This is a genomic window from Texcoconibacillus texcoconensis (assembly GCF_014202575.1).
Lineage (GTDB): Bacteria > Bacillota > Bacilli > Bacillales > Salisediminibacteriaceae > Texcoconibacillus > Texcoconibacillus texcoconensis.
This window is the reverse complement of record NZ_JACHHB010000003.1, coordinates 116,425-139,865: the sequence shown is the minus strand read 5'-3', so window position 1 is coordinate 139,865 and position 23,441 is coordinate 116,425. Positions and strand designations below refer to the sequence as shown.

Here is a 23,441-nt window from a genome sequence, read left to right as displayed (position 1 = left end):
GTTTCTGACTATATGCGTCATTATTAACGAGAGTACCACTCAACGATGAGCTGTTCGCTAATTTCAGCAGGTAGTTCAGAACGCTCTGGTAGGCGTGTGAATGTAGCTTCTAGCTTTTCAGCATCAAAGTCTAAGTAAGCTGGAACGAAGTCGTTTACTTCAACAGCTTCTTTAATTACGTCCATGCTGTGGGACTTTTCGCGAACGCCGATCACTTGACTAGGCTTAACGCGGTAAGATGGAATATCAACGCGACCACCGTCAACTGTTACGTGTCCGTGGTTAACAAGCTGGCGAGCTGCACGACGTGTGCGTGCAAGACCCATACGGTAGACAAGGTTGTCTAAACGAGATTCAAGAAGGATCATGAAGTTTTCACCGTGGATCCCGCTCATGTTACCAGCTTCATCAAACAAACGTTGGAATTGACGTTCGTTCATTCCGTAAAGGTGACGAAGCTTTTGCTTTTCTTGAAGCTGTAAACCGTATTCAGTCTGTTTTTTACGTTGAGTAGGACCGTGTTGTCCTGGAGCGTAAGGACGCTTTTGTAATTCTTTCCCTGTACCGCTTAAGGACATACCTAAGCGACGGGAGATTTTCCATGTTGGACCTGTGTATCGAGCCATGGAGACTCCTCCTTTATCGTCTTTATTTTGTGAAAAAATAAAAACAGGGGTGATCTCACTCACATGGGCATTTTATTTTCATGTACCTTCGCCCCGACAGCTAGGGGTTACGCGATACACCTCATTATTCCAGTAATCAGCCGCTGGGAATGGGAATAAAATGCGTCACATGATGTTCACCTTGGCTGTCTTATTTAACACAAAGAATAGTGTATAATCTTTTTTTGTTACTGTCAAGGTTGTTGTGTTATTTGATTCATATTGAAAAAATGGAGTAAAATGGTCGTTTTGAAACGTGAGTTCTAGTAAAATGACAGTAGAAGTTAGTAATATCGGAGTGTAGACCTTCCGTTTAAATAAAAGTAGGTGGTAAACATGACGGACAGAATCATTGAGAAGGTCGATTATAACATGTTATTAGAAGATATGTTTCAACTTGACGCAACGTTGACTGATTATTTTCAACGGGCAGTATTGTTTTTAATAACAGAACAGCACAATGTCATTTTGATGAAGGAAATTGGAGATGTTAATGAAGACATGCTCGATGCGTTTTGTCGTTGGAAAGCTTCACGTACATTAGGCGAAAAGACGAGTTTGTTTCAGGGTTTTCGTTTTGATCTCGTGGACGTTTCATTAGAGTACGACACCAAGGCGGGAAACGCATCCGTCGGTCTCATGGTTGTAGATCATGAAGTGGAGATGTCTCAAACTGGTCCATTTTTAATGTTGGCAAGACAAATGATTTCTTTTTCACTCAAAGCTAAGGAAGAGGCAGGACATAAGCAAGTTTTCAAACGTGATGACATCGAAAAAGAAATGATGTCTCTACTACATGAAACGGACGATATGAACCATCTGTCAACTTTTGCTCAACAATGTTTGGCGCTGCTCAAGAGTCGTATGGTAGATGGTGACTATTCCTTTTTTATTTTTGAGGATATCATTGAGCAATTTCAATTACTAACATCAACAAACGAACAGATGATTGAAAGTGCTGACGATTATTCGATAGATCTTGAAAAATGGGAAGAAAATGAGAAAGTGTTTGAAAGTAAAGGTTACTCCGCGATAAGTAAATGTCATGTCGGAAAAATGGCTCTTTTTGATCGCCAACGTGCTCCTGCTGACTACGCCTTATTTCCTGTTCAATATGATGGAGATATTCAGGCACTTTTCATGTACTCAGTTTCAACAGGGATATGTAACCAAACGTATTTTTCTGACATACAAAAAGTATGTGATTTGCTTAGCAAACGTTTGAAGAGACTCGTAGATTTTGAACGAATGTACGATGAACACACGCGTAAACAACATCTTCTTAAAGTCAATCAAAATTTCCATTCAACGATGAATGTAAGTGCGATCTTAAAGCAAATCATTTTTGCTCTTAATGAAATTTATCCTCATTATGATGTTTGTCTTTACTTATCACATGATTGGGATGTTTCTGATCAATTACCGATTCATAAGCTCCGCTATTCAATGCAAGAACGAGACAAACCATCTGCCAAAGCGTATATAACAGGAGAAGTACAGAGAGAAACAGATGATAGTGGCACGGCAGTATATGTCCCTTTAAAAGGGAAACAAGGCGTTTATGGTGTATTACAATTGCAAGTTCAACACGTTCGTTACATTGTAGATGGCGATATTCACGATATTCAACTGTTAGCTGATATGGCAGGAAATGCGATTGAAAATGCTGATTTATATCAACAGTCACAAAAATATATTGCTGAACTCCGCCTCATTAACCAAACATCTCAACAGTTGAATTCAAACTTAAAGTTATCTGAAGTCGTTCGTTATATGAAAAACCGTATGGTCGATTCTTTTTCAGCTGAAGAAGTAGGATTTATTTTCTTTGATGAAAAAGATCACTCTGAACATATTTTGGAAGGAAGTAGTCCGTTCTTTTTTACAAAGCGCTGTCAACGAACGCTCGGTTGCGTATTAGAATACGTTCGTACAAAGGAAGAGGCGGTTTTTGTAAATGATTTAGAAGAATTCATTCCAGTAAATGAAGAACAGGAAGAACCTCTTTATCGATCGGTCATAGCTGTACCGATGAAACAAAATGATCGCCTAATGGGCGTCGCGGTCGTTGTTTGTCAACCTCCGAATGCTTTTACATTTGAGACGTTCAAGCTTTTTCAGGCACTCGTTCATCATTCGTCGTTAGCATTTGCTAATTCGAAGCTCCATGAGGAATTAGAAAACCTTGTCGTTACAGATTATTTAACAAAGTTGTATACACGTAGTTACCTTGATGAAATTATTGATAAAGCAATGAGACAAGACGAAGGTGGGACACTCATTTTAATTGATGTGGACGATTTTAAAAATATTAATGATTATTATGGACATCAAGTGGGCGATAACGTTCTCGTTCAAGTTGCCGATATCCTTAAGAGCCAAATACGTGAAAACATGGATGTTGCTGCCCGTTGGGGTGGCGAGGAGATGGCGATTTACTTACGAAAAGCTGATGAAGAGGTTGCTAAAAAAGTTGCGAAGCGGATATTGTCAAGTGTGAAAGAGGAAACAGAGCCAGCGATTACGATTTCATGTGGGGTCGCTAGTTGGTCAAAAGCAACTGATCCATTCCTATCGTTAAAAAAACTGTTTAATCAAGCAGATCAGGCGTTGTACTCTGCTAAAAATAGTGGGAAAAATCAATATCAAATGAGTAAACCCGCGGAAAAATAACGGTTTGATCATAAAAGAGGCTGCGCAAAAAGGAAGCCCCCTTTAGTACAGCCTCTTAATGTATGACCAATCGATAGGATTTAAAGGTAATTGACCAGCGTGTCAACAAAACGGTTTAATTGTTGTTCATCTTCAGCCGTGAAGCGGTTCTTTATTGGACTATCGATGTCAAGGACACCTAATAATTCACCATCTTTCATCATAGGGATGACAATTTCTGAATTTGAAGCTGCGTCACAGGCAATATGACCAGGAAATTTGTGAACATCTTCTACACGAACCGTTTCTCTACGTTCGACTGCTGTGCCACAAACACCTTTGCCTGAAGGAATACGCACACAAGCAGGTAATCCTTGGAATGGGCCGAGTACAAGCTGGTCTTGCTTCCATAAGTAGAAACCAACCCAGTTAATATTATCGAGAAATTGATTTAATAATGATGTAGCGTTACTTAAATTGGCGATGAAATCATCTTCTCCTTCGAGAAGTGCCTCAAGCTGTTTGGTAACTTTATTGTACTGCTCTGTTAAAGTACCTTCATATGATTCAACGTTAAACAATGCTTACGCCTCCAAAGTTGATAATTTTTTTAGAAGTATAACATAATTAAAAAAGAAGAGATATCAAAAAAAGTTAATGCCAAATGAGAAGGAATTCATTCAGTTTATTTCGAAATGGTTTAGGAGTGGTAATTTTTCTACTCGGGAGGTTCAGATCATGGAAGCTACGAGGACGAAAAAAGAGCGCGTATGGAATGCAGCGATTGAGCTGTTTAACGTTTACGGCTATACAGGTACGACCGTTCGCGACATTGCCGAGCGTGCAAATACGAACGTCGCTTTGATTTCATATTATTTTGGAAGTAAGCAAGGGTTGTTAGAGCAGTTAATGGCGTCATTTTTTGAAGGGTATATTGAAACGTTAGAATCAACCGTTTTTGAACTGAATTCAGAAGAAACAAGTTTCAATCGTTTATTGAAAGCTGTGTATAACATTCTTGATTATCAAAAAAAGCGCCATAACCTTGCTCGATTTGTTCATCGTGAAATTACGCTCGACTCGACACTTGTTCGTGAGCTAATGAGCACTTATTTAATGAAGGAACGCCACTTATATCAAATGCTTCTTGATGAAGGGGGGGAGAGTGGCGAAATCATCGAAGTTGGTGACTACTTTGTACTACAATTGCGGGGGATGATTATCATGCCGTTTTTGCACCCGCAATACATTCGTGAAGTGTACCATCTCATGCCTCATGAAGATGATTTCGTAGACACATATTTTCAAGAGTTAAAAAAGTGGCTCCTGAGTATGACGAAAAAACATTTACCAACTTGAATCATTAAGTAGAATAGGGTTCAGGTTTAGAAAAATCTAATCCATCAATCTCGAATAGAGCATTTGGTTTTTGCGCAATAGCTGATGCAACATGGGCATCGGATCCGTAGACGATTGGAATCTTCAAATCATTTGCCTGACGAATGACTTCAAGTGGTGGATAAGGTTCTAAGCAATCCTTTTTGTTGACGCCTGCACCGTTTGCGTCTATTTCCATATTAAATTCAGATATAATTGGGAGTAAATCGAACGCACCTTGCATGGCCGAATCCATGACAGGGAAACGGCGATGGAATTTTCGTACGAGTGTAAGGTGGCCGATACGCTTTGGTTTGTATTTGCCTAAGTCAGTGCGAATGGATTTGCGGACCGTTTCAAAATATTTCTCGTAAACAGCTTCGACACTGCCAAAATCATCAACGAGTTGTTGAAAGGATTCATGGTTGTAATCAAGACAGATATAACGGTCATTTGTACTTTTAAGAAAGTGGACGGATAAAATGGCATCATCTAAATATTGTCCCCATTGATTGAGAAACGTTCGTGTCGAACGTTCAAACCCTTCAATAAAGTCAACTTCTAACCCAGTCCGAATGTCAATCGTACCCTGATAATTCTTTTTTAATTCATCGACCGCTTTTAGATAATCTGGAAGTTTCTCTAGTCTAAGTGCGCTATCTTGTTCAGGGACAGGATCGGTAAAACCAATTGGTAAGGGGGCGTGTTCAGTAAAGCTGATCCCTTTATAACCATTTTCTATCGCCTTTTCGACATATGCTTCTAGAGGGTCAGTTGAACCGTGTGGGCAAAATGGCGTATGTACATGAGCGTCGAAGAACATAAACTGTCATCCCTTTCAGCTTGAGAAATTTTGAAAATCACTAAAAATATTGACAAAACCCTCTCAATTTCGATTGTTTCCATGATATTATATAAGGAAGTTTACATTTTCTATTTCATAAATTAATTCTAAATTATACATATTTTGTTTACGTGTCAATACAACAAGAATCAAGTTGCGGGAGGAGGCCCAATATGTACGTGTTGTCATTTGTCATCGTTGCGCTCATTGCTTTTGTTAGTTTCACAACTTGGTCAAGACGCAAAGTTTATGGGAACATTGACCGATTAGAGACGTGGAAAACGGAAATCATGAATCGCCCTGTAAGCGATGAAATTGCAAAAATTAAAGGGTTACATATTTCAGGTGAGACAGAGGAGCGGTTTGAATCTTGGCGTGAAGAATGGGATGATATTCTCGCAAAGCAGCTTCCTGACATTGAAGAAAAACTTTTTGATGTCGAAGAATTAACAAATAAATATCGATTTCAAAAAGCGAAGCGTTATATAAGCAATATAGAAAAAGAGTTAGACATCATTGAGAACAGGATCTCTGATATGTTGACTGAAATTAATGATCTTGTTAACAGTGAAGAACAGAACAGAAATGAAATCGAAGATGTTAAACATACATACCATGAAACAAAAAAACGCCTCTGGATGCAAAAAGGGGCACTCGGTCAAGCAGGGCATGCATTAGAGCGGACCCTTGAAGAGATGGGAGCAAAGTTTCGTGAGTTTGAATATGAAACTGAAGAAGGAAACTATTTTCAAGCTCGGGACATTCTTTTACAGTTACAGGAAAACATTTCTCAAGTAAATGAGTTGATAGAGGAAATCCCAAAACTGCACGTGAAAATCGAAACGGATATTCCAGGTCAACTACAAGAACTAGAATCAGGGTTACATGAAATGGAGGAATCTGGATATCATTTAGCCCATTTTTCGTTTGCGTTGCAAGTACCTGAAATGCGTCGTCGCTTAATGGCTTTACTACCTTTACTCGATCATTTACGGATGGAAGAAGTCCGCGAGCCGTTAGAACATATTGAACAAGAAATTGAAAATATATATGAAAAATTAGAAGAAGAAGCATTGTCCAGGCAGTACGTTGAAAGGGATTTTCCGAAACTTTATCAACGAGTTGAGAAGTTGGAAACTAATTTTGATTCTTTAGATGAAGAGATGGAAGAAGTGAAAATGAATTATCATTTGCCTGATGAAGCTGTGAAACAGCAATTAAAAGTTGAGAAGTGGTTGAAGGAGTTAAAAAACCAACGTTCTGTTATAGAAGATTCTATTGAGAAGCGCAAGCAATCGTTTACAGCTTTGAAAGCGATGGTTTATGATTTTGCCTCTGAAGTTACTTCTTGTGAAAATCAGGTTCAAGAAGCCTTGGATAGTATTCGTTCTTTAAGAAGTGATGAAATTCAAGCGAAAGAGACATTGGCTGAGTTAAAGCAAAAGTTATTTCATGGCCAACGTGAGTTACAAAAAAGTAATGTTCCAGGTGTTCCTCAAAAGCTTCTAGAGGCGATTCAGGAAGGGGAAAAATCTCTTATGTCGGCCAATGAAAAGTTAGATGAGACGCCGTTATCAATGGAAGAAGTGTCTTATTATGTGAAAGAAGCCAGTGAACACATTGAACACTGTCTCGACTTACTCTATGATACGATAGAAAAAGCAAACCTCGTTGAAAGAGTGATTCAATATGGAAATCGTTACAGAAGCCGAAATGATGAATTAAACATTAAATTATTACAGGCTGAAGAATGCTTTCGAAATTTTCAATATGATGAAGCGTTAGAAGTAGCTGTAAAAGCGATAGAACCATTCGACGCCCATGTATTATCAAAAGTAGATGAAGGGTTGCAAGAGCATGTATATCAATAGGATTCACTTGAAGTTAATGTGAACAACGTGAATTCTTAAGAAGATACACAATGATTTCAAGGAGGAAATTTAGGTGAAAAAACATTTTCTCCTCCTTCTTTCGACAGCTGTCGTTTGCCTCGGAATTTGGGGCGTTGCTTTATTTATCATCTTTCAGCCTTCGGAAGAAGCAAATCTGACTCACGATAAAACGATATCGGATTTTGAAAGTGAAGAGTTTAATGAATCTCTAGCTGATGATGGTTCTTTACAACACCGAGATGGCGGCCAACAAGAGAAGGAGGAAAGCAGTAGGGTAAAGGAGACTTCTGCTTCTAATCATGAACAAGATGAAAAGCGAGATCTCGATCGGATATCTGAGAGCGGTATTCAAAGAGAAGATGTTCATCATATTGCTCCTGATGGACAGGCCTCAATCGATGATTTATTAAATGTTTTACAAAAGTAAAGTTGACCGTAAGTATGCTGACAATAACAAAAGCGCTATACTAATATAAGTGTTAAAGGTTGGTCTCGAAGTTCTTTATTTCCATGCATCATCAAGGGGAGTGAGAGCTGTTTTAGAGGGCAACCTTTCCTTTGTCTAAATATATTTTGATTTTTTTTCTTTTTGAAATGTGGTACCATCATATGATGCAGATGAACGATTAAAGGAGTCATTTGAAATGATTTATTTCGATAATAGTGCGACGACTCAACCTTATAAAGACGTTGTTGAAACGTATACGAAAGTTGTCCAACAGTATATAGGCAATCCTTCCTCTTTACATCCTCTTGGTAGACAAGCAGAGCGTTTAATAACACAAGCACGCGAAGCGGTTTCTTCACTTTTAGGTGTCAAGAGTAAAGAAATTTTATTTACATCTGGTGGAACAGAAGGGAACAATTTAGCCATTAAGGGAACGGCTTTTCGTTATCGTAACCGCGGACGACACTTGATTACGACGAAAGTCGAACACCCTTCCGTTTATGAGGCGTTTCAATACCTTGAAGGTCAAGGCTTTGAGGTGACTTATTTACCTGTTGATAAAACAGGAGCGGTGTCTGTGCAAAAAGTAAAAGAAGCCTTACGTGAAGACACGATTCTCGTTTCGCTTATTCATGTCAACAATGAACTCGGTACTGTGAACCCGATTCAAGAAGTTGGTCGTTTATTGGCCGACTACCCAAAAGTGCTTTTCCACGTCGATCACGTTCAAGGAATAGGGAAAGTTTCACTTCCTTTTAAGGGAAGTGGTATTGATTTATGCACCGTGTCAGGACATAAATTTCACGGTTTAAAAGGGACAGGCTTCCTTTACCTCCGCGAAGGGATTTGGATTGATCCACTTCTTCACGGAGGTAGTCAAGAGCTTCGTCATCGGGCGGGAACCGAAAATATCGCAGGAGCTGTTTCACTTGCTAAGGCGCTAAGATTGACATTGGAAAATCAGCAAAATAAAACTGAAAAAATCAAGCAGTTACAGGGGATGATTGTAAATGCGGTGCGAGAAATTCATGGTACGCATGTGAATTCAATGGAAGATGGTGCGCCACATATCATTCATTTTTCCGTGCCTGGTTTAAAACCTGAAGTGCTTGTACAAGCGCTCGCTGAAGAAGGTATTTATGTTTCTACAAAATCAGCTTGTTCTTCGAAACAGTCAGAACCGAGCCGAGTATTGCAAGAAACGTTCCGTGATGAGGAATTAGCGAAAAGTGGTATTCGTGTCAGTTTGTCATATGACAATACGGAAGAAGAAGCGAATACATTGATCACAACGCTCAATCGTGTGATCCCAGAACTATTGGAAGTGGTGAATATATAAATGGAATACAATCATCTGTTAATTCGATACGCAGAGTTAGCCTTAAAAGGGAAAAACCGAAAAGATTTTGAGCTACAACTTCAAAGGAATATTCGTCACATGTTACGAGACTTCCCGAATGCGAAAGTGAATCGAACACATGGGCGAATGTTTATTACATTGAATGGTGAGGATCCAGAAGCGATATCAAACAAGTTAAGAAATGTTTTTGGAATTCAATCTTTTAGTTTTGCGCTTAAATCTGCGTCAAATGAAGAAGATATTTGTGAAACGGCGCTTGCTGCATTAAGAAAGTCATTACCAAATGAGGTAGGGACATTTAAAGTGTCGGCAAGGCGTGCTTTTAAGCAATTTCCCAAAGATTCACAAACGTTAAATAAAGATATCGGTGCTTATTTACTCCGAAATACTGAATCGATTACTGTCGATGTTCATAACCCTGACGTGGAATTGGTCGTAGAAGTTCGTAAAGATGCGACTTACATTATGTGTGGTGAAGAAAAAGGAGCTGGTGGATTACCTGTAGGTTCAGGTGGTAAGGTGATGCTCATGCTCTCAGGTGGAATTGATAGCCCTGTTGCTGGATATTTAGCGATGAAAAGAGGCGTCGAAATTGAAGCGGTTCACTTTCATAGCCCGCCTTTTACAAACGAGCGAGCGCGTCAAAAAGTTGAAGATTTAACGAGCATTTTAACAGAGTATGGTGGACCGATTCGCTTACACATCGTTCCTTTCACAGAGGCGCAAAAGACGATTCATGAAAAAGTACCGGACCATTACGAAATGACGATTATGCGACGAATGATGATGCGGATTACTGAACGCCTAGCTGGAGAAAAAGAGGCGTTAGCAATTGCGAATGGGGAAAGTTTAGGGCAAGTAGCGAGTCAAACGTTGGAAAGCATGCACACGATTACGGAAGTGACAACACTACCGGTTTTACGCCCACTTGTAACAATGGATAAAAACGAAGTGATCGACATTGCGCAAAAAATCAATACGTATGATATTTCTATATTGCCTTATGAAGACTGTTGTACAATCTTTTTACCTCCACAAACGAAAACAAAGCCGAAACGCGATCGAGCTGCGGCATTTGAAGAGAGTTTAGATATCGAGAAAATGGTTGAAGAGGCCGTTCAAGGTGTTGAAACGAAAGAAATTGATGGAACACTAGAAAGTGACGCATCGGTCGAAGATTTATTTTAATATGATTTCATAACTTTACCATCAAATTTTTTGTATCACATCCCTTTCTCGTACACACTCTAGGTGTACAACGGAAGGGAGGTGAAAGTCATGGCTAACAACAACAGTTCAAACCAACTCGTTGTACCTGGCGTTCAACAAGCACTAGACCAAATGAAAACAGAGATTGCTCAAGAGTTTGGAGTTTCTCTTGGTGCAGATGCAACTTCCCGCGCAAATGGTTCAGTTGGTGGCGAAATCACAAAGCGCCTTGTTCAAACAGCTGAACAACAATTCAATGGACACCAACAATAATTGAATATGATGGCTAGGGGGTGCTTTAAGCACCCCTTTTTTGTGTTGCAAAAAAACTGGTAACCGAGCACATATTTTAACGATTTCTTGCTTCATTTGAAGATTTTTGTCAAGATAGTGTAAGTAACTTTAAAATGATGGAGGAAACCGAGATGGGAACGCTTTGGTATGGTGGAAAAATAAGAACGATGGAATCACCAGAAGCCCTAAAAGAGGCAGTATTTGTTGAGGAAGGTATAATCGTAAGCGTTGGGGATGAGAGCGAATTACGAGAGAAATATCAAGATCATATAGACACCGAGCAACCGCTACAAGGTGCAACAATGTTTCCGGGATTTATTGATAGTCACTTACATATGATGGGGCATGGGGAGAAATTACTCCGGCTTGATCTTTCGATGATCTCTTCGGCAGAAGAAATGAAAGAAGTATTAAGAAAAAAAGTGGTCACTGCAGGGGAGGATGAGTGGATCATTGGTGAAGGATGGAATGAAAACCTTTTTCCTGACCGAAAAATGATTAAGCGTGAAGAGCTTGATGAGATCGCTCCGCATCACCCACTTGTATTAAGCCGTGTTTGTCGACATGCGCTCATTGCCAATTCAAAAGCGCTAGATATCGCAAAGGTTGATGAAGCATGCGAAGATCCCTCAGGAGGAAGAATTGAACGAGATGAAAAAGGACAGCTAAATGGTTTATTTCATGATCAAGCGCAATCACTCATTAGAGAAGCGATGCCTGAAGTGAGTAATCATCACTTAAACCGCGCCTTGAGTAGTGCTTTAAATGACCTGTACGCACATGGGTTTGTTGGAGGTCATACAGAAGATTTAAACCATTACGGTGACGGTGTGCAAATGTTAGAAACATTTTTACAAACAATTGATGGCAAAACGAAAAAATTCCGAACGAATTTACTTGTTCACCATGAAGTTCTAGATCAGCTTATAGAAGCAGGGTTCTCGCTCGGGAAACAAACGGAATTTATTTCTACAGGTGCAATGAAGATTTTTGCAGATGGAGCGTTAGGAGGACGTACAGCGCTTCTTTCAGAACCATATAGTGATGCAAACGATACACAGGGACTTGCGATATACGATGGAGATGAGTTAAAAGCACTCGTATCAAGAGCACGAGAGCAACAATTGCCCGTTGCCATTCACACGATTGGAGATGAAGCACTTGACCGATCCATTGCCGCATTAGAAGAACACCCTCCTACTCAAGGTGTACGCGATCGTTTGATTCATTTGCAAGTGGTACGAGAAGATTTATTAGAAAGATTGAAAAAACTCTCCGTTATTTTAGATATTCAACCCCGCTTTGTTGCCAGTGATTTCCCGTGGGTGATTGATCGGTTGGGTAGAGAGCGACTACCATACGCATTTGCATGGAAGCGGCTGCTTTCGGCAGGTTTAATATGTGCTGGAGGTTCTGATGCACCCATTGAGCCAATAGACCCTCGCTTAGGTATTCATGCTGCCATTACGCGTCGAAAACCGAATGAAAGTCATGAAGGTTATTTGCCGGAGGAAAAATTGACTCGCTTTGAAGCCGTTCGTTTATTTACAGGAGGTAGTGCAATGGCGGTGTCAGAGGAATCTCTCCAAGGAAAAATTGCCCCTGGTTATCGAGCTGACTTTACGATCTTTGATGTTGACCTTTTTGATATTAAAGAAGATGATATTTTGACAGCGCAAGTTGTGAAAACCGTCGTTGATAATACAATAATGTATGAATTGGATAGGTAAAAGGCAACTTTCTTACTGGAAAATTTTCCTCTGTGAAAGTTGCCAAGAACAGGTAGAATATTAAAGGAAGCTTTTTTTAACTTTGTGAAAAAATGAGTTGTCTTTTAATTTCAAGGTTTTCACCTGTCTATCTGCAAGTTTGATACGAACTTTATGACAGTTTCTTATAGGAAGTGCTTCGTTATCAGCACTAATAATCGGATGGTCGTTTCCGTTTTGAACGATGTTAAGGCGAAGTTCACGGTCTCCTAAAATTAAAGGTGACCCGAGTGTCCGATATTCATTATTGTTTAATGAAGAAATTTCGGTTAATTGCATTGCGCCTAAATCAGGATCGACGACGGCGCCATTTAACGATTTGTTATACGCGGTACTTCCAGTCGGTGTTGAAACAACAAGTCCATCGCCGCGGAAAGTCTCAAAGTGTAAGTCGTCGATGTATACATCGATCGCAAATGTCTTGATGATATTGGAGCGAATTGAGCATTCATTGATACAAAAAAATGATTTTTGGTCATCTACGTTCACTTCAATCACGGGATAACGGAAAACTTTAGTCATATCGTTTTCTATAGATTCTTGTATCCTCTGAATATTATCGATATCAAAATCAGTATAGAACCCTAATTGTCCAGAATTAATTCCTAGATACAAGGCATCTTCTTGAAAGCCTGTTTTCCTAATTGCTTGGAGAAACGAGGCGTCTCCACCAACACTGGCGATAATATTGGCGTCACGATAATCATCGACGAGATGAAAACCTTGTTTTCTCCCAAGCTCATGAAGTTGGTCAATCTTGGGCATAAGTTCAGGCGTTTTTTTATAAAACAAATAAACATTTTTACGATCGAAATTTCCCATACCTTAGACGCTCCTTTCTTTATAGCTAACATGATAAACTTTCGCTATGAAAACGCTTTTTCCTGCAAGTGCAAAATAAAATCTTAAATGGCCGGTAAAAAGGAGGACAATGAAAATGATGAATGGAAAACGATGGATTGCATTGGTGATTGCTGCGGGATTGTTATTTTTATCTGCAATTGTAAGTGCAATATCAGCAGTTGCCACAACGAACTTTGAGAATTTATTTGAAGCAGCAGATCAACCTTTCGAAGAACGAGTGATTGAGGAAGGAAATCACCAAGGAAAAATTGCTGTTATTCATTTAAACGGAGTGATTCAAAGCACGTATGACGGTCAAAGCTTTTTACAAAGTGCTGGATACAATCACCAACGATTTATGGAAAAATTAGATAGTGCTGCAGAGGACGCGAATGTAGACGGTATTATTCTACAAGTGAACACGCCAGGTGGCGGGGTTGTGGAAAGCGATGAAATTCACGATAAGGTCGTGGAAATTCAAGAATCTTATAATAAACCAGTGTACGTGTCAATGGGCAATATGGCAGCAAGTGGTGGCTATTATATAGCAGCCCCAGCTGAAAAAATATACGCACACAACCAGACAATTACAGGATCGCTAGGTGTCATTATGCAATCGATTAATATCGCAGAGCTTTTCGATCAATTTGGTATAGAGTCAGAAGTGATAAAAAGTGGTGAGCATAAAGACATTATGTCGCAAACGCGCGAGATGACAGAAGACGAACGGGACCTCCTTCAAGAGATGGTCGATGAATCGTATGAACAATTTGTCGATGTCATTGAAGAAGGAAGAGATATGGAAAGAGAAGAAGTATTAGCATTAGCTGATGGAAGAATTTACAGTGGGCAACAAGCATTACGAGAAGGGTTAGTTGATGAACTCGGCCATTTTGATGATGTTGTTGAAGATATGCGAGATAACATTGGCAAGGGAGATATTCAAGTTGTTGAATATGGGGATTCCCTTGGTATTCCAGGCTTATTTGCATCAGGTCTTCAAGAAATATTTGGTACTCATTCACAAACAGCTGTTGTGAATGAATGGCTGCACCAAGCAGATACACCTCGTCTCATGTACCTTTACAAGGAATAGGGGGATATCGTCATGACAGAAGATAAACAAAACAATGAAAGAAATGAAGAGATAGCGTTTGATGAAGATGAGGATCTTTCAGTAACAGATTCAGTTGAAAAACGAGATGAAAGTTCAAATACTGTGGAAATGTATGCAGGTTTTTGGATTCGCTTTTGGGCGTATCTAGTAGATATTATTGTTGTGTCTAGCATTAACGGTATTCTCGTAACACCGTTTTTTCGATTTACAGATTTAATGGATCAAATGGTTGCACAAATTTCAGTGTTGTCTGTTACGACAACCCTTGTAGGGTTCATTTATTTTGTTGTGTTAACAAAATGGCTCGGGCGAACGATCGGAAAACAACTATTCGGGTTGGTTGTCGTTCGATATGATAACGCCCCCTTACGTTGGAACGATGTCGTATTTCGAGAAGTGGTCGGTCGTTTTATCCATCAAGCTTTCTTTTTCTTGTATGCTCTTTACTTTGTTGTCGCTTTTCATTCTAAAAAGCGTGGATTACACGATTTAATTGCTGATACGCAAGTGATTTGCATACGTGAACGAAAAGTGTAAAAGATATATCTTTAGGGCGAACGTTTTCTCTTGCTCGGTTTGTTGATATGACAAACGAGATCGAGGTGAAAACGTTCGTTTTGTTTATTTTCAAGGCAAGTCGGAAAAACTGGAAGAAAAAAGGGGGTTCCAATTTGTGGTTCACGATCTGGCTCGTTATTGGCTTGATTCTTTTTCTATTCTTAATAGTCTCGATTAGCAAACTAACGATACATATGAGTTATGAGCATCGAGGTGACGATGATCAATTAACGATTCGTTTTCGCATGTGGTATGGGCTTATTCGTTACTCTATTTCTGTTCCTGTACTTACGATCGATGAAGAGACAGCATCTTTGAACTTTAAAGAAGAAACGGATTCGCAGGTAGGTCACTCTGAAAAAGAAAAGAAACTTTCCTGGCGTAGAATTCTTTACGACCTTCGTCAATTTGAACGTTTTCTAAAACATGTTCATGGTTTTTATAAAATCACGCGGCGTTTTTTGCGTAAAATGACCGTCAAGCATTTTAGTTGGGAAACCGCAGTAGGACTTGACGATGCGGCTTTAACTGCACAGTTTTCTGGCTTATTATGGTCGATTAAAGGGAATATTTTTGGCCTAATGGCTCATTATATGCGTGTGAAATCAAATCCAACATTGTCAGTCAATCCGATTTATCAAGGGTTTGTCTCGAAAACGAGGTTATCATGTATGTTATCTTTTAGAATCGGTTATGCTATGATCGCAGGTTTACAAGTGCTTTTGCATGGACGTCGTTGGTTTCTTAACAAAAAGAAGTCACAAGGGCTGAATGAAGGAGGAATGAAGCATGTCTGATCATCCAATTCAAGGATTAATGAAGACAGCGATGGAAAATTTAAAGGAAATGGTAGATGTTAATACGATTGTTGGTGATCCGGTTGAGACGCCAGATGGAAGTGTTATATTACCGATTTCAAAAGTTGGATTTGGGTTTGCAGCTGGCGGTAGCGAATTTGTTGTTGAGCAAAAATCTTCTAGTGCCGGGACTGGGTCTGGACAAGAAAAGAAGAACCCTTTCGGTGGAGGAAGTGGTGGCGGTGTATCAATCACGCCAATTGCATTTTTAGTCGTCGGTACTCAAGGTGTAAATATGGTCCATTTAGACCAACAGACGCACATCTATGAGAAACTGATGGACTTTGCTCCGCAAGTTGTAGATAAAATTCAACAGATGATGCAATCAGGTGGAACGAATCAAGGAATGAACCAAACAACTGGAGTAGATGCAACAGGAGACCAGCCACAACAGCCACAACAGCCGCCAAGCAATTTTGATCCAAATCAACCAGGGATGTAATCGGGAATTTGTTTTGAAATTTCAAAATCTGTGAGCATTTCCTCGTTTTACATCGTGTAATTTGTGGTATCCTATCTATGTTAAGGAACATAGATAAAGGAGGACGTTTCAGTGGCAGAAATTACATTTAAAGAAAAACCTGTAACATTACGAGGGAATGAAGTTAAAGTAGGAGATCAAGCACCAAATTTCACAGTTTTAGCGAATGATCTTTCCGAAGTAACATTAGATGATTCGAAAGGACGCGTGCGTCTGATAAGTGTTGTTCCATCGATCGATACAGGAGTTTGTGATCAACAGACACGTCGCTTCAATGAAGAGGCTGCAAAACTTGATGGTGTTGAAGTGTTGACGATTAGTGTTGACCTCCCATTTGCTCAGAAACGCTGGTGTGCAGCTGCGGGGATTGAAAATGTACAAACATTATCTGACCACCGTGACCTGTCATTTGGTGAAGCTTACGGCGTAGCGATCGAGGAACTTCGCTTATTAGCTCGTTCGGTTTTTGTTATCGATTCAAATGACAAAGTAACCTATACAGAATACGTGTCCGAAGCAACGAACCATCCAGATTATGAAGGAGCTTTAGAAGCTGCTCGTCAAGCAAAATAATTGTATCTTACAATATCAAATTTGAATCATTTGTTTTGATATGCATGTCCAATTTCTCGATTTCGTGAAGTGAATGGAAGCTGGAATTCCGCTTTCCTCTCCTTTTTTCGAGAAATTGGACTATTTTATGTTTACATAAATGTAAAAAGCTCAATATTGGTTGTTAGGTAAATTTTTGATAAAATAAATGTTTGTACAAAAAGGTTAAATAGGGGGAGAAAATAATGGAAGCAACAACAAATGTAGAAAAATTATATGAATGCCTTGATCGTGGGACAGAATGCTTGCAACGGTACTTACAAACCCCTTATTTGGATGCACTAGTTGCAATGGGAGAAAACGTATTTCATCACGATGTGATGCAACAACTAGATAAGGAAACGACCGATGAAATAAGAGAAGCCTTAAATGAATTACCAGATGAGTCGTTACGTAGCGAGGAAGTAAGAAAGGCGATTCAATTAGCAACGTTAAAAGGGATGCGAGCTTCTACACAACCACACCATGCCATGACACCTGATGCTGTCAGTCTTTTTATTGGTTATCTCGTTGAAAAAATGGTCATCAATAAACGAGCGGATAATAATGATGAGCCTCTCTTCATTTATGATCCGGCAGTGGGATCAGCAAATTTATTAACAGCAGTATTGAATACAATATCAAAGCCTGCAAAAGGGAAGGGTATCGACCCAGATGAGACTCTTATTCAATTAGCTTACGCAAATGCGAATTTGCAAAACCATGATGTCAACTTATTTCATCAAGATAGTATCGTAACAAAAATGGACGAATTAGATGATGTCGTCATTTGTGATTTACCTATCGGTTATTATCCGAATGAAGAAGTCGCTAAAAATTACTCCCTAAATCCAGGAGGAAACGAAAAACCTTATGTTCACCATTTGTTAATCGAACGAGCGATTGAACAAACAAAGCCTGGTGGATATGGCATATTTTTAATACCCAATGGTTTATTTCAATCAGACCAAGCGGATCAACTCCATGAATGGATTAAGAAAGAAACGATGATCTATGGATTATTGCAACTTCCACAATCAATGTTTAAAAATCAGCAATACGCAAAAAGTATTTTTATCGTCCGGAAACGAGACGAATATTTACGCGATCCAGACCAAGCCCTTTTAGCGGAGCTCCCTTCATTTACGAATAAAGCGGCAATGGCTGATATGATTAAACAAATTGAGGATTGGATAGATGGACAGATTGAAAAGGATGTGTGAATTTTCACAAAATTGTCACAAAAAGTTCACATTTTTGTTCAACTTTATGTATGATGATATTCGGCTGTTATGGAAACAGTATAAGCACAGTATATAAAAGCTTTAGCAAGATATATGTATAGAAAAAATGAAACTGTTATATATAAAATGAAAATTTGCATGTAACACAGAGGGTTGAAATCTACTTTCGTTAGTGGTTTAATAGGTGTTGTGAAATTACGACAGCTTTAATGTTTTGAATTCGTAAGGATAATGAAATGTAAGGGTGAAATACGAACCGTGTTTTTGACTCTACAGACGGTTAGAGACTGCGGTACGTATATTTTTTTCTGAAGAGGTAAGCCTCTTCTCTTTTCATGTTATCAATCATTTATTAAAAAACAAGGAGTTGAGGAACCATGTCGAAAATTATGGCGATCAATGCCGGAAGCTCGTCATTGAAATTTCAGTTATTGGAGATGCCTGAAGAGACAGTTGTCACAAAAGGAATAGTTGAACGAATTGGTTTAAACGATTCAATTTTCAGCATCGAAGTAAATGGAGAAAAGAAAGAAGAAACGTTAGATATTGAACATCATGCACAAGCTGTTAAAATCTTACTTGATAAGTTGACGAGTTTTGGCATTATTCAATCACTAGATGAGATCCAAGGTATTGGCCACCGTGTTGTTCATGGGGGAGAGAAATTTAATGACTCAATCTTAATTAACGATGAAGTGCTAGAAGGAATTGAAGAAGTATCTGAATTGGCACCTCTTCATAACCCAGCGAATATTACTGGTATTCGTGCTTTCCAAGAAGTTTTACCGAATGTTCCAGCGGTTGCGGTTTTCGATACGGCGTTCCACCAGACAATGCCAGAGCAATCTTACCTTTACAGTATTCCTTATGAATATTACGAAGACTATGGTATCCGTAAGTACGGTTTCCATGGTACAAGTCATAAGTATGTTTCTGAGCGCGCAGCAGAAATGCTTGACCAACCAAAAGAAGATCTTCGTATCATTTCTTGTCACTTAGGAAATGGTGCAAGTATCGCTGCGATTGAAGGTGGAGAATCGATCGAAACATCAATGGGCTTCACACCATTAGCGGGTGTGACTATGGGGACACGTTCAGGAAATATTGACCCAGCATTGATCCCGTATGTTATGGAGAAAACAGGAAAAACAGCAGACGAAGTCATTCAGATTTTAAATAAGAAAAGTGGACTTCTTGCACTTTCCGGATTTTCAAGTGATTTAAGAGATATCGAGCAAGAAGCTGAAGCTGGAAACGAACGTGCGCAATTAGCTCTTGACGTATTTACATCTCGTATCCATAAGTATATCGGCTCTTACGCAGCGCGTATGCATGGCATTGATGCAGTTGTCTTTACGGCTGGAATCGGTGAAAACAGTATTACCATTCGTGAAAAAGTGTTAAAAGGATTAGAGTTCATGGGTATTTATTGGGATCCTTCCTTAAACGAAACACGTGGTAAAGAAACATTTATCAACTATTCGCACTCACCAGTTAAAGTCATGGTCGTTCCGACAAACGAAGAAGTGATGATTGCACGCGATACAGTTCGCTTAGGAGATATTCAATAAAAGCTAGGTGAACGATTGCTATGATAATATGACCCTTAACAATGACTACTAAAATGTAGTTGTCTGTTAAGGGTCTTTTTTCATTTTTAAATGATATTTTTAAATAAATCGCCTCCAAATGGAAGGGATAGGTAAATAAATTGAGAATAAGGTAAATAGTGAGGGCTTATACATCGTTGTTGAATTGAATAAGGAGGAAAATGATATGTCACTTACGAAACGAGAACAACAATTGTATGAAGAATTATTAAGATGGGAGGAAGAATGGTTTGTAGACAATGACTCACCAGCTTCGTTAACGTATCAATCTTGGTTAAGTAAAACGATGTCCTCGTTTGAAGGGAAATGGAAAAATAAAGTGTTGAAGATCGTTGATGAAGGACTCTTCCAAATTCAAGCTTCGATGCAACAATCAAAGTTTGATAAACAGGCAGTAGATCACATTTTAACAACGGCTCGTGCATTTCAAGAAGATGTACAAACAGTTAACGATATGAAAAAGTTAAGAATAGATCAGCTAAAAATGATTGCAGATAAATCGTTAGCAAAACAACGGCTGTTATCTTTAGGTCAAGGAGGGGCGTCAGGAATTGGAGGACCTTTATTTTTAGCTGCTGATTTACCAACACTTATGGCGGTCAATATCCGCGCTATTCAACTTGTGGCTACGACATATGGATTTGATTTACGAAAACCGTACGAGATGATGCTCGTTTTAAAACTTTTTCATGTTGCCTCTTTGCCACGTCCATTACAGCGAAGTGAATGGCTTTATTTAGAAAAAGAGGTGCAGGGGTTTGATGATGATTGGTACTTTTATGAGGGGAAAGAACAAGTGATCAGCTTTGATTGGTTACATCAGCCAGCAAAGCAATTATTAAAAGTTTCGTTGCTTTCTTTATTACGGAAAAAATCCACTCAAACGATCCCTGTTCTCGGAGCCTTCATTGGAGCAGGCATGAATTATCGGTTTACAGAACAAGTCACGACAATCGCACATCACTTCTACCAGAATAGATTTATACAAGAAAAACAAATAAGTAATGGATAACATAAAAAGCAGCCCTCTACTCCAGTTTCCTAGCTAGGGCTGCTTTATGTGAAATCCATAAGAACTACGTTGTTGATATGTGGTAAGATAAAATGTTGAAAATTCCGTTTTAAATCATTTAAAATGAACTTGAAGAAAATTGTTTTGAAACTGATGGCGACGTTCGGTACCAAATCCATAGGTCGTTGATCACCGAGGCGTATTCTGCAACTTCATCATTCAAGGCGCAGGATCGTTCGAACTCTTCCTCTTGGTTTAACTCCATTTGTTTGTCCTCAATGCTCATTTCAATGTCCGCGATCTTTTCAGGGATCGTTCCTCGAATAAGTTCCCACTGAGTAAGAATTTCAGTTTGGTTTTTTACAGAAAGTGTCTCCCATGGTTGATCTAAATAAGGCAAAGAGATACCAAGGCGCCTATCGTAGATGAACTCCACAATTTCCCCTCCTCATTTTGTTGTTTACTATTCTTGGTTTCGCACAATTAAAACATCACATTGAGAATGACGAGTAATATGCTCGGATACGCTACCAATTAAGAATCGTTCTACAGCATTTAAACCAGTTGCTCCTGTAACAATTAAGTCTACTTCATATTTCTTAGCTAAATCCTTGGCAATTTTCACTTTCGGAGACCCGTAGTCAATAATTAATTCAATTTCATTGACGCCTTCTGCTTGTGCTTGTTGTTTGTAATCTTGGAGCATTTCTTCAGCGTATTGTTCAGCTTCAGAAATGATCGCTCTGTCGTAATGTTCGACGGAAGCAAACGTGCGGGTGTCGACAACATGTGTAATTAAAAGTTGACTACCATGATATTTAGCGAGTTCCACTGACTTTTTAAAAGCTCTCTTCGATTCATCAGACCCGTCGACTGCCACTAAGATTGTTTGATAATTCATTGTCATTAGCGAAACCTCCTTTAAGATATACAACCTTCACCCTCCATTATATCAAACAATTGAAGTAAATGATGCATTTGTATGAATAGTTTATAAATTTTAACAAACAATAAACATGATGTACAAAGGGATAATAAAACACATATTTGAAAAGAGGAGGTGTCTCGGAAATGTCAAAAGAAACAAAACTTGACTATGGTTTTTATGATAATGAAGGTGAATCAGAAGTTCATGATGAACTGATGAACTCGTATTACCAAAATTCACCACACCACCCGGAACGACAAGGGCATGAGAAAAATAAGCAACGTAACGAAAATAAGTATCAATAACGGCTTTCATAAAAATCATTAAGGGAGTGAGTATCTCTTAATGATTTTTTATTATGTTTACTGAAAGGAATATCTATTTCATATGAAGGTAGTTTTGCGCTTTTTTTTACATACCTATTAGAAAAGCGTATAATAGAGTGAGTCAACGGTGATCTCCATGGATACAAAGGAGGAAGTTTGATGCGCCATGTATTGATAACTGCAGGTAGCAAAGGGTTGGGGAGACGCGTAACTCAATCACTCCTCGAAGAAGGGTATTCAGTAACGATTCACTATCGGAGTGATGAAGAAGCTGTACGACAACTTAAACATCAATGGTCTCAATACAAAGAACGTATGCAGTTTGTCCGCGGTGATATTACAAATCGAGAAGATACGAAACGCATCGTTCGTGAAACGTATGATAATTGGGGGCGGATTGATATATTAATTTGTAATGCCGGCCCGTATATTTTTGAGCGAAAAAAATTGGTTGATTATAGTGATGCGGAATGGGATGAGATGATAGATGGGAATCTAAATTCAGCTTTTCATTTATTTAAAGAAGTCATACCGATCATGAGGAATCAGCAATTTGGGCGCATAATTACATATGGTTTTCAAGGGTCGGTTGGGACACCGGGTTGGATTTATCGATCAGCATTTTCTGCTGCGAAAGTCGGTTTAACCTCCTTGACGAAAACGATTTCAATTGAAGAAGCCGAAAATGGGATTACAGCGAACATGATCTGCCCTGGCAAAATCGTTGGTGATATGAAAGAAGCCGAAATTTCAGAAGCGAAAGGTCTAGAAGATGAAGAGACGCCAATCGGGCGACCTGGGAGTGGGGAAGATATTGCCCGTAGTGTTTTGTTTCTCGTAGGTGATGAAGCCGACATGGTCACGGGAGCTGTTTTAGACGTTACAGGTGGAATGGATGTGGTTCATCGTTATCGTTCGATATCCAATGAATAAAATGAGTGAGCAAATGGAAAACTAAGGATGAGGTGATGGAAATGTTTCCCTTATTCCGTTTTCTGATGATGATTTTCCTTAGTTTTTCAATTCTTATCTCACCTAATTCTGTCAATGCCATCAATTGGTCGAAAGACTTTGAAATGACAATGACAATTCGTGACGCAGGCGTAGAATATGTCTGGATGTACCGTAATCCAGATACTTTTGTTTTCGAATGGGGGCACCGACTTATTAAAGGCGATCCTGCACGACAATCATTCGAAGAATTGTTAGATGAATTAACATTTTCTGAAGATACGCCGGTGGAGACGATTGTTGAGCAGGCGAATGAGGTAGGCTTTGACGAATTGGAACGTTTAGAAATCAAGCTCCATAATGGTGAGAATAAAAGGAAAACTTGGGTATGGGATAAAGAAATATGATTAGTT

Annotated in this window: 25 protein-coding genes; 19 read left to right on the top strand and 6 right to left on the bottom strand. The window is 39.1% G+C overall.

Features of this window, described 5'->3' with window-relative positions:
- Positions 1 to 23: 23 nt before the first annotated feature.
- The gene (rpsD, locus tag HNQ41_RS04455) at positions 24 to 626 is read right to left on the bottom strand and encodes a 30S ribosomal protein S4 (protein ID WP_184663222.1); all 603 of its coding nucleotides are present in this window, start codon (positions 624 to 626) and stop codon (positions 24 to 26) included.
- A 375-nt stretch (positions 627 to 1,001) separates the two neighbouring features.
- Between rpsD and HNQ41_RS04450 the strand changes: the two genes are divergently transcribed.
- Positions 1,002 to 3,338, top strand: a complete 2,337-nt coding sequence (locus tag HNQ41_RS04450; protein ID WP_184663221.1) for a sensor domain-containing diguanylate cyclase — start codon at positions 1,002 to 1,004, stop codon at positions 3,336 to 3,338.
- An 80-nt stretch (positions 3,339 to 3,418) separates the two neighbouring features.
- Here HNQ41_RS04450 and HNQ41_RS04445 read toward each other — a convergent pair whose 3' ends face one another.
- On the bottom strand, positions 3,419 to 3,898 hold the full coding sequence (locus HNQ41_RS04445; RefSeq protein WP_184663220.1) for a GAF domain-containing protein: 480 nt from the start codon (positions 3,896 to 3,898) through the stop codon (positions 3,419 to 3,421).
- Positions 3,899 to 4,055: 157 nt separating this feature from the next.
- Here HNQ41_RS04445 and refZ point away from each other — a divergent pair, with 157 nt between their 5' ends.
- A complete protein-coding gene (gene refZ, locus HNQ41_RS04440; protein ID WP_184663219.1) occupies positions 4,056 to 4,676 on the top strand; it encodes a forespore capture DNA-binding protein RefZ in 621 nt (206 codons plus the stop codon).
- A 4-nt stretch (positions 4,677 to 4,680) separates the two neighbouring features.
- Here refZ and hisJ read toward each other — a convergent pair whose 3' ends face one another.
- Positions 4,681 to 5,517, bottom strand: coding sequence for a histidinol-phosphatase HisJ (gene hisJ / locus HNQ41_RS04435; RefSeq protein WP_184663218.1), 837 nt, complete (start codon positions 5,515 to 5,517; stop codon positions 4,681 to 4,683).
- 194 nt (positions 5,518 to 5,711) lie between these two features.
- Between hisJ and ezrA the strand changes: the two genes are divergently transcribed.
- The 6 genes from ezrA to HNQ41_RS04405 all read left to right on the top strand — a co-directional run bounded on the left by ezrA (position 5,712) and on the right by HNQ41_RS04405 (position 12,471).
- Complete coding sequence (gene ezrA, locus HNQ41_RS04430) at positions 5,712 to 7,409, top strand: septation ring formation regulator EzrA (RefSeq protein ID WP_184663217.1); 1,698 nt, start codon at positions 5,712 to 5,714, stop codon at positions 7,407 to 7,409.
- 73 nt (positions 7,410 to 7,482) lie between these two features.
- Complete coding sequence (locus tag HNQ41_RS04425; protein WP_184663216.1) at positions 7,483 to 7,857, top strand: hypothetical protein; 375 nt, start codon at positions 7,483 to 7,485, stop codon at positions 7,855 to 7,857.
- A gap of 217 nt (positions 7,858 to 8,074) precedes the next feature.
- On the top strand, positions 8,075 to 9,217 hold the full coding sequence (locus HNQ41_RS04420; protein WP_184663215.1) for a cysteine desulfurase family protein: 1,143 nt from the start codon (positions 8,075 to 8,077) through the stop codon (positions 9,215 to 9,217).
- The gene (thiI, locus tag HNQ41_RS04415; RefSeq protein ID WP_184663214.1) at positions 9,218 to 10,426 is read left to right on the top strand and encodes a tRNA uracil 4-sulfurtransferase ThiI; all 1,209 of its coding nucleotides are present in this window, start codon (positions 9,218 to 9,220) and stop codon (positions 10,424 to 10,426) included.
- 90 nt (positions 10,427 to 10,516) lie between these two features.
- Positions 10,517 to 10,720 carry an alpha/beta-type small acid-soluble spore protein gene (locus tag HNQ41_RS04410; RefSeq protein WP_184663213.1) on the top strand — a complete coding sequence of 68 codons (204 nt, stop codon included), beginning with the start codon at positions 10,517 to 10,519 and terminating at the stop codon, positions 10,718 to 10,720.
- A gap of 152 nt (positions 10,721 to 10,872) precedes the next feature.
- Positions 10,873 to 12,471, top strand: a complete 1,599-nt coding sequence (locus tag HNQ41_RS04405) for an amidohydrolase (RefSeq protein ID WP_184663212.1) — start codon at positions 10,873 to 10,875, stop codon at positions 12,469 to 12,471.
- Between the two features lie 60 nt (positions 12,472 to 12,531).
- Here the strand turns inward: HNQ41_RS04405 and HNQ41_RS04400 are convergent, their stop codons facing one another.
- Positions 12,532 to 13,332, bottom strand: coding sequence for an NAD kinase (locus tag HNQ41_RS04400; protein ID WP_184663211.1), 801 nt, complete (start codon positions 13,330 to 13,332; stop codon positions 12,532 to 12,534).
- Between the two features lie 115 nt (positions 13,333 to 13,447).
- On the opposite strand from HNQ41_RS04400, the gene sppA reads away from it, so the two are divergent.
- The 8 genes from sppA (at position 13,448) to HNQ41_RS04360 (ending at position 20,823) form a co-directional block, all read left to right on the top strand.
- Complete coding sequence (gene sppA, locus HNQ41_RS04395; protein ID WP_343043324.1) at positions 13,448 to 14,449, top strand: signal peptide peptidase SppA; 1,002 nt, start codon at positions 13,448 to 13,450, stop codon at positions 14,447 to 14,449.
- 12 nt (positions 14,450 to 14,461) lie between these two features.
- Positions 14,462 to 15,007: an RDD family protein gene (locus tag HNQ41_RS04390; protein ID WP_246421482.1), complete on the top strand. Its 546-nt coding sequence runs from the start codon at positions 14,462 to 14,464 to the stop codon at positions 15,005 to 15,007.
- Positions 15,008 to 15,141: 134 nt separating this feature from the next.
- Positions 15,142 to 15,825 carry a DUF2953 domain-containing protein gene (locus HNQ41_RS04385; protein WP_184663210.1) on the top strand — a complete coding sequence of 228 codons (684 nt, stop codon included), beginning with the start codon at positions 15,142 to 15,144 and terminating at the stop codon, positions 15,823 to 15,825.
- Positions 15,818 to 16,327: a GerW family sporulation protein gene (gene ytfJ / locus HNQ41_RS04380; protein WP_184663209.1), complete on the top strand. Its 510-nt coding sequence runs from the start codon at positions 15,818 to 15,820 to the stop codon at positions 16,325 to 16,327. Before HNQ41_RS04385 ends, ytfJ begins: the two co-directional genes overlap by 8 nt.
- Positions 16,328 to 16,438: 111 nt before the next feature.
- Positions 16,439 to 16,939, top strand: a complete 501-nt coding sequence (tpx, locus tag HNQ41_RS04375) for a thiol peroxidase (protein WP_184663208.1) — start codon at positions 16,439 to 16,441, stop codon at positions 16,937 to 16,939.
- A 224-nt stretch (positions 16,940 to 17,163) separates the two neighbouring features.
- Positions 17,164 to 18,180, top strand: a complete 1,017-nt coding sequence (locus HNQ41_RS04370; protein ID WP_184663207.1) for a class I SAM-dependent methyltransferase — start codon at positions 17,164 to 17,166, stop codon at positions 18,178 to 18,180.
- 398 nt (positions 18,181 to 18,578) lie between these two features.
- Positions 18,579 to 19,772 carry an acetate kinase gene (locus HNQ41_RS04365; RefSeq protein ID WP_184663206.1) on the top strand — a complete coding sequence of 398 codons (1,194 nt, stop codon included), beginning with the start codon at positions 18,579 to 18,581 and terminating at the stop codon, positions 19,770 to 19,772.
- A 205-nt stretch (positions 19,773 to 19,977) separates the two neighbouring features.
- Complete coding sequence (locus tag HNQ41_RS04360) at positions 19,978 to 20,823, top strand: EcsC family protein (protein ID WP_184663205.1); 846 nt, start codon at positions 19,978 to 19,980, stop codon at positions 20,821 to 20,823.
- A gap of 118 nt (positions 20,824 to 20,941) precedes the next feature.
- Here the strand turns inward: HNQ41_RS04360 and HNQ41_RS04355 are convergent, their stop codons facing one another.
- Positions 20,942 to 21,259, bottom strand: coding sequence for a hypothetical protein (locus HNQ41_RS04355; RefSeq protein ID WP_184663204.1), 318 nt, complete (start codon positions 21,257 to 21,259; stop codon positions 20,942 to 20,944).
- A 27-nt stretch (positions 21,260 to 21,286) separates the two neighbouring features.
- Positions 21,287 to 21,730, bottom strand: a complete 444-nt coding sequence (locus HNQ41_RS04350; RefSeq protein WP_184663203.1) for a universal stress protein — start codon at positions 21,728 to 21,730, stop codon at positions 21,287 to 21,289.
- 164 nt (positions 21,731 to 21,894) lie between these two features.
- On the opposite strand from HNQ41_RS04350, the gene HNQ41_RS04345 reads away from it, so the two are divergent.
- The 3 genes from HNQ41_RS04345 to HNQ41_RS04335 all read left to right on the top strand — a co-directional run bounded on the left by HNQ41_RS04345 (position 21,895) and on the right by HNQ41_RS04335 (position 23,435).
- Positions 21,895 to 22,056 carry a hypothetical protein gene (locus tag HNQ41_RS04345; protein WP_184663202.1) on the top strand — a complete coding sequence of 54 codons (162 nt, stop codon included), beginning with the start codon at positions 21,895 to 21,897 and terminating at the stop codon, positions 22,054 to 22,056.
- 180 nt (positions 22,057 to 22,236) lie between these two features.
- On the top strand, positions 22,237 to 23,010 hold the full coding sequence (locus HNQ41_RS04340; RefSeq protein ID WP_184663201.1) for an SDR family oxidoreductase: 774 nt from the start codon (positions 22,237 to 22,239) through the stop codon (positions 23,008 to 23,010).
- A 35-nt stretch (positions 23,011 to 23,045) separates the two neighbouring features.
- On the top strand, positions 23,046 to 23,435 hold the full coding sequence (locus tag HNQ41_RS04335; protein ID WP_184663200.1) for a hypothetical protein: 390 nt from the start codon (positions 23,046 to 23,048) through the stop codon (positions 23,433 to 23,435).
- The last annotated feature ends 6 nt before the right edge of the window (positions 23,436 to 23,441 follow it).